The sequence below is a fragment of the Treponema sp. UBA785 genome (assembly GCF_002297065.1).
GTDB lineage: Bacteria > Spirochaetota > Spirochaetia > Treponematales > Treponemataceae > Treponema_D.
In genome coordinates this window covers 55,421-61,107 of record NZ_DBJD01000090.1, presented here as the reverse complement: position 1 = coordinate 61,107, position 5,687 = coordinate 55,421, and the positions used below count along the sequence as shown (strand labels likewise).

General features: G+C 39.7%; 5 protein-coding genes. 1 reads left to right on the top strand and 4 read right to left on the bottom strand.

What is annotated here, in order from left to right; all coding sequences use genetic code 11:
- The 3 genes from B2X33_RS08080 to ilvB all read right to left on the bottom strand — a co-directional run.
- The coding region (locus tag B2X33_RS08080) for an amino acid ABC transporter substrate-binding protein (RefSeq protein WP_296668908.1) at positions 1-750 on the bottom strand (750 nt) is incomplete at its 3' end.
- A gap of 45 nt (positions 751-795) precedes the next feature.
- Positions 796-2,223 (bottom strand): argininosuccinate lyase, encoded by a 1,428-nt coding sequence (argH, locus tag B2X33_RS08075; protein ID WP_296668906.1) that lies wholly within the window; start codon positions 2,221-2,223, stop codon positions 796-798.
- A gap of 2 nt (positions 2,224-2,225) precedes the next feature.
- Positions 2,226-3,947: a biosynthetic-type acetolactate synthase large subunit gene (gene ilvB / locus B2X33_RS08070; protein WP_296668903.1), complete on the bottom strand. Its 1,722-nt coding sequence runs from the start codon at positions 3,945-3,947 to the stop codon at positions 2,226-2,228.
- A gap of 131 nt (positions 3,948-4,078) precedes the next feature.
- Here ilvB and B2X33_RS08065 point away from each other — a divergent pair, with 131 nt between their 5' ends.
- On the top strand, positions 4,079-5,446 hold the full coding sequence (locus B2X33_RS08065; protein ID WP_296668901.1) for an ATP-grasp domain-containing protein: 1,368 nt from the start codon (positions 4,079-4,081) through the stop codon (positions 5,444-5,446).
- Here the strand turns inward: B2X33_RS08065 and B2X33_RS08060 are convergent.
- Complete coding sequence (locus B2X33_RS08060; RefSeq protein WP_296022826.1) at positions 5,443-5,649, bottom strand: hypothetical protein; 207 nt, start codon at positions 5,647-5,649, stop codon at positions 5,443-5,445. The two genes, B2X33_RS08065 and B2X33_RS08060, sit on opposite strands and share 4 nt — an antisense overlap.
- Positions 5,650-5,687 lie beyond the last annotated feature (38 nt).

Sequence of the window (5,687 nt, the reverse complement as noted above, 5' to 3'; positions counted from 1 at the left end):
AACAGTTCCGTCAGCAGCCATAGCCTCGAGAATTTTTTGAACTTCGTCCGTAAGTTTTACATCACCTTTGCGGAAAGCGATTCCATATTCTTCAGGAGCCAAGCCTTCAGAAAGAACTTCAAACGGTTTTCCAGAAGTCTTGATTGCGTAGTTTGCAACGATAAGATCCATTACAACACCATCAACTCCGCCAATCTCAAGATCATTTAAAGCCATGATATTGTCTTTGAACTCGATTATTGATTTTACAGAACGCTTAAAATCAGGAGAAGCTTCAACTGCATCTGAGGCAGATGAACCTGCCTGAATACCGACTTTTTTTCCTGCCATGTCGGAAAGTTTTTTAATTCCTGAATTCTTTTTTACAACCAGAACCTGCGCGTTTTTAAGATAAGGCTTAGAAAATGAAAGAGCTGCTTTGCGTTCCTCGGTAATTGTAAGGCCGTTCCAAATACAGTCGATGTTTCCAGTAGCAAGCTCCTGTTCTTTTGAATCCCAGTTAATCGGCTGAGCGCGGAATTTTACGCCAAGACGAGAAGCAACTTCTTTTGCAAGGTCAATGTCAAATCCAACGATTTCGTTTGAAGAATCACGGAATCCCAATGGAGGGAATGAATCGTCAAGACCGAGAATAAATTCTCCACGGCTTTTGAGCGCTTCAAGAGAATTGTCTCCAGCTTCTTTTTTAGAACAGCCTGCAAAAACAGTAAGTGCGGCAAAAGCACATACAAACAAAGTAATTTTTTTCATTTTTTACTCCTATTAAAAATAAAAACAATTGTTTCTATAAATAAGCTAGATTTTTCCTTCGCAAAATGCAAAAAGAGATGCAATCTGCTTTTCTGTTTGCTCAGGACTTGGCGCGCCAGTTGTTTTTCTTGCACGCATGCACGCTTGCGGCGTAATTTTTGCAAACAAGTCTTCTTCAAAAAGCGGGCTGATTGACTTGATTTCTGAAAGCGTCAGCTCTTCGATTGCTTTTCTTCCAGTATCAATTGCAAGGCGGACACACTGTGCAGCGACTCCGTGTGCAGTTCTAAAAGGCATCCCCTTGCATACCAGATAATCAGCGACATCTGTCGCATTTGCAAAACCGCCTTCACAACTTGCAGCCATCTTTTCCTTGTTCCAGCGTGCACTTGCAATCATCGCCTCAAAAACAATGATGTTTCCTTGAACACAATCAAGAGCATCAAAAAGAGGAGCTTTGTCTTCCTGCATGTCGCGGTCATAACTCATAGGAAGAGCTTTCATCATCGTAAGAAGGTTTATAAGGTCGCCGTAAACCCTTCCTGTCCGTCCGCGGATCAGTTCTGCAAAGTCAGGATTTTTTTTCTGCGGCATAATTGAAGAACCAGTAGACCATTTTTCACTCAATTCAACAAAACCGAATTCTGTCGTAGACCAATAGACTATTTCTTCGCACATGCGGCTCAAATGCATCTGAATAAGCGAAAAATCAGAAGTAAATTCGATACAGTAATCACGGTCGGCAACACTGTCCAAAGAATTCTGTGTTACTCCATCAAAATTCAAAAGTTCCGCCACATATTCACGGTTCAAAGGAAGGTCAGAACCTGCAAGAGCGCCGCTTCCCAAAGGGGAAAGCGCGATTCTTTTCAGGCTGTCTGAAAGCCTTTCATAATCACGCACGAGCATCCACGCCCAAGAACACAAATGCTGCGCCAAAGTTCCGGGCTGAGCGTGCTGCATATGTGTGTAGCCGGTCAAAAGAGAATCTTTATGTTTAGAAGCAATATCTGCAAGAGTTTTTATTAAAGAAACGAGCTGTTTTTGAAGCTCAGGAATTACGCGTCTAAGGTAAAGTCTTTCATCAAGGGCAATCTGGTCGTTGCGGCTTCGTCCAGTATGAAGTTTTCTCCCGCTTTCGCCAATTCTGTCCGTCAAAGTAGCTTCGATAAATGAATGAATGTCTTCGGCAGAATAATCAATTGAAAGTCTTCCAGATTTTAAGTCCTTTTCAATTGAATCCAGCCCTTTTTGAATTTCTTCATTTTCCTTTTCAGAAATAATCTTCTGTTTAGAAAGCATCGAGGCATGCGCTTTTGAACCGCGAATATCATCCAATGCCATGCGTTCATCCACGCGAATTGAAGTTTCAAACTCAACTGCCGCGGCATCCGGTCCTTCTGCAAAACGTCCGTGCCACAATGCAGCATGATTGTCTTTTGTAATTGTTCCGTGCGCTTTATTTTCCGCCATTTTTAGTTTCCCCAGCACATCATCTGTTCATCAATTGGTTTTCCAGGAATTGCCATTGGAAAAATCATCTCGTCAATATCGACAATCGTGTCGACAATGTACGGTTTTTTTTCGGCAAATGCAGTCTTAAAGACTTTTTCAAATTCATCATTATTGTTTGCCTTTACATAACCTACACCGTAAGCATCTGCAAGTTTTTTCCAGTCGGGACCAAAATCAAGCGTCGTGTGGCTGTATCGTTTTTCGTAAAAAAGTTTTTGCCATACGCGGACATTCCCGAGCGTGCCGTTATTTACAAGGACAATTACGATTGGAAGATTATAGCGTGCAATTGTACAAAGCTCATTGCAATTCATTCTAAAAGAACCGTCACCTGCAATATGAACTACACGTCCACAAGGATTTGCTACCTGCGCACCAATCGCAGCGCCAGTGCCGTACCCCATAGTTCCAAGACCGCCGGATGTAAGGAAAGTACGAGGCTTTTCAAACGGATAGAACTGGGCTGTCCACATCTGATGCTCGCCGACTTCAGTAGTAATAAAAGCATCGTCGCCTGCATATTTGTGAACAGTTTCGAGCATAAATTTTGGATTTACAGAGTTTGGCTTTACAATTGAATAGCTTGTAGGAATTTCTTTTTTCCATGCGTCAATTTTTTCAAGCCAAGCTGAATGTGATTTTTTTTCGATTAAAGGCAAAAGACGTGACAAAATTGACTTTAAGTCGCCTACAAGTTCACCGCCAGCGTGAATGTTTTTATTGATTTCCGCAGGATCAATGTCAATATGAAATACAGTCGCATGTTCAGCAAATTTTTTTGGATCGCCGATTACGCGGTCAGAAAAACGAGAACCAAGCGCCAAAACAAGATCGCTTTCTGTAACAGCCATATTGCTAGCGCGAGTTCCGTGCATTCCTACCATCCACGTACACAGAGGATGATCTGAAGGAAAAACATCGCGTCCCATAAGGCTTTCAGAAACAGGAATTGAAGCTTTCTCTGCAAATTCCAAAAGTTCTTTTTCTGCGCCAGAAATCTTAATTCCGCCACCAGCGTAGATAACCGGCCGTTCTGATTTATTTATGATTTCTGCGGCCGCTTTTATTTCTTCGTCGGAAGGAACATTTACTCTCATAACCCGCTTGAAATTCGGATTTTCTTTTGCTAAAGCAGCAGAACCGTCATCGCCTTTTTTGAGCGGTTCAAACTCACACATTGCGGCTGTAATGTCTTTTGGAATATCAATCAAAACAGGACCAGGTCTTCCAGATTTTGCAATTATAAAAGCCTGACGGAAAATATATGCAAGGTCTTCAACCCGTCTTACCATAAAATTGTGTTTTGTAATTGGCAGAGTTACGCCAGTAATATCAATTTCCTGAAAAGTGTCTTTTCCAAGCAAAGGAGTTCCAACGTTACAGGTAATAGCAACCATCGGAACAGAATCCATGTAAGCAGTTGCAATTCCAGTCACAAGATTTGTAGCTCCAGGACCGCTTGTTGCCATGCAAACTCCAACACGTCCAGTAGAACGTGCATAACCATCGGCAGCATGGGCAGCAGCCTGTTCATGAGCCGTCAAAATATGAGTAATGCGGTCAGAATTTTTGTAAAGAGCATCATAAATATTTAAGATATTTCCACCAGGATAACCAAAAACAGTGTCTACACCCTGTTCAATCAAACACTCAATAACAATTTGAGAACCATTAATTTTCATTTTGCTTCCTAAGACCAATTATTATAATTTTTTATTTTAATGATTTTGAGAACCTTGCACAACATCAACATAATCCGCAATTTGTGAACACTCTACACCCAAACCTGCAATTTTCGTATAATACTCGGACAATGCGTATTCTTCTTTATTCAACTTCTTCAAATATTTTTGAACCAAAAACAGCCGTAGTAAAAAACTTTCCATCTTCCGCACAGCAACTGGAACTGCTTGCAAAATCTTTTCCAGAACACAGTTTTATCGTTGCAACACAGCTTCCAGGAATGTTTCTTTTAGATATAAGCGGCAGCGAAAATTTTCAAAAAGCAAACAACGTCCAATACGAAATCATAAAGAGCGACGATGAGGCAGAAATTGCAGATTTTTTATACTCTCTAAACCCCGAAATTGCAATCGCAGCTACATTTTTTGTAACACCATTCGACTGGCTCACTGCAAAAGATGCTCTTGTCGCAGATTTTTTAAGGCAAAAAGGAATAAAAACAGTCTGCCATAGCGTAAAAACCGCGCTCACCTGCTTTGATAAATGGCAGACTCACCAGAAGCTCCTTCAGTTAAAAATCAATACGCCAAAAGCCTTGTACATAAATCATGCGCTTTTTATAAATGCAGGAAATCGTAAAACCGTAAAAAGCAACGTTTACAAAACGGCACTTCTCTCAGAAATCAAAAAGCTCAACTTTCCGGTCGTAATAAAAGATACAACTGGTTTAAGCAGTTACGGAATGGACGTTTTAGAGAATTTTTCACAGGTTCACGACTGGTTAAAGTCAAAAAAATTTACTTCTGACAGAATAATCGAAGAATTTATAAAAGGAGATCAGTTTGGCACGGAAATTGAATCAATTCTTTCAAAATCCATTCAGCCTAAAAAAAACGGCGGCTGTTTTTTACACAAAATTTTGCCACCAATGATTTTCAGCGTAAACAAGTATGGAATCACATCTCCAAAACAAAGCGTAAAACTCGGACCTGTAACAAATTCTGAATACAAAATAGAAGATTTAAACAAAATTCTAAAAAAAATTGCAGCCTCGCTTGATTTTGAAGGAATCACCCAGGTTGACCTTGTTTTCTCTCAAAAAAAATGGTTTGTAATTGAAATAAATCCAAGGCTTTCCGGAATGACCGCAAGCTATGCGGCGATGCAAAATATGACAATTTTTGAACGGATTCTAAAAACCGCAGGAATTCGAAACAAAGACGAGCAAAAAGAAAATTTTGTCCTGAACATAAAATTTCCGCTTTTAACAGAAGAAGAAATGAAAGAACTTTCTAAAAAAAACTTTGTAAAAAAAGTTTACCAAACAGAAAATCTTGCGGCAAAGCAGGAACGCGAAAAAGGCTATTGCGAAGTAATTTTAACTTCTCCAGCAAAAGAAAATTTAAGCCAGGACATAAAAAAACTTTCCGAAGTTCTGCCTCAAAAAACAGAAAAAGTCTTTTTTGAAACCGCCCTTGAACTTGCTAAAAAAATTTAGGCATTTTCAGATTTTTCTTTCTCAGAAGCAGCTTCTTCAGATTCTATTTTTTTTGCAGTTTCGTTCCATTCGTCCTTGTCCATAAACTCGGCGTGAATTTTTCCGTCTTTTTCGCCTACAAAAGTTATTCCGTATTTATCGTAATTTTGAATCAGCCAGTCATCGTAGCCAGTCCAATTATCAAAATCCAAAGCCTGTGTCATATTTTTATTATAAAGAAAATAAAGCTAAAAATCAAAAA